This window comes from Cyanobium sp. NIVA-CYA 375 (assembly GCF_056108345.1).
The window spans coordinates 1-557 of record NZ_JBSYHW010000414.1; the positions used below are offsets into that span (position 1 = coordinate 1).

General features: G+C 65.4%; 2 protein-coding genes. Both read left to right on the forward strand.

The window, feature by feature from the left end; all coding sequences use genetic code 11:
- Positions 1 to 431 (forward strand): DUF4136 domain-containing protein (locus tag AC01FP_RS18885; RefSeq protein WP_474482480.1); only part of this gene is annotated, 431 nt, incomplete at its 5' end.
- On the forward strand, positions 428 to 557 hold a 130-nt coding region (locus AC01FP_RS18890), incomplete at its 3' end, for a M14-type cytosolic carboxypeptidase (protein ID WP_474482483.1). The genes AC01FP_RS18885 and AC01FP_RS18890, both read left to right, overlap by 4 nt.

Consider the following 557-nt stretch of genomic DNA (forward strand, 5'->3'; position numbering starts at 1 on the left):
CACCGTACAAGGCGGCGGTGGCCCGCGAACTGGTGCGGCTCGGCTATCGCGAAGCCTCGCGCGACATGGCCGATCAGGTGGCGCAGGTCCGGCTCGAACAGTCGGTCGAGGGTGACGATGCGCCCCGTCGCGGACCGGTCAGCGTAGGGGTCGGCGGTTCCACCGGCACGTTCGGCTCCGGCGTGGGGCTGGGCATCGGCATCAATCTGGGCGGCGGAGGCAAGCGCGAGCAGCTGGTCACCCGGCTCGGGCTGATGCTCCGTGACAAGGCGACAGGCGCGACATATTGGGAAGGCCGCGCGCAACTTTCGGTAAGTCCTGATTCACCCCTTGCTGCTAGCGAGGCCAATGCTCAAGCCCTTGCCGGCGCCCTGCTGCAGGATTTTCCGGGGGTGAATGGCGAAACCATCGAAGTGAAAGTGACCCAGTGACCTCCATCCAGATCGATTGCGATTTCGACAGCGGCAACATCGAAGTGCTGTCGACCGACGGTGACCATGCGGCGCTGGCCGTGCGGCTCGACCACATGTCGGAATTCCGCCAGTGGTTCCACTTCC